The organism is Algibacter sp. TI.3.09 (assembly GCF_038154905.1).
In the GTDB taxonomy this organism is placed as follows: domain Bacteria; phylum Bacteroidota; class Bacteroidia; order Flavobacteriales; family Flavobacteriaceae; genus Algibacter.
In genome coordinates this window covers 1-279 of sequence record NZ_JBAKAN010000083.1, presented here as the reverse complement: position 1 = coordinate 279, position 279 = coordinate 1, and the positions used below count along the sequence as shown (strand labels likewise).

At 42.7% G+C, this 279-nt stretch carries 1 protein-coding gene; it reads left to right on the top strand.

Features of this window, described 5'->3' with window-relative positions; genetic code table 11:
- A partial coding sequence (locus V6246_RS18415; protein WP_341561886.1) for an Ig-like domain-containing protein occupies positions 1 to 279 on the top strand: 279 nt, incomplete at both ends.

Below are 279 nucleotides of genomic sequence, written 5' to 3'. Positions count from 1 at the left end.
CATCAACTCCAGGCACTCAAGAGACGACTTTAGTCGTTCCAAACGAAGGGACATGGAGTGTAGATACCTCAGGCGTATTAACTTTTACACCAGAAGTAGGTTTCACCACGGATCCAACAGCGATTACTTATACAGTAGAAGATGCAGAGGGAAATACATCAAATGCAGCGAATATCACGGTAACTTATGATGAAGTACCACCAGTAGCTGAAGACAATAGTGTTGCTAACCAAGTGACAGGAACCGATGCTATTATACCAAACATCTCAGGGAATGATA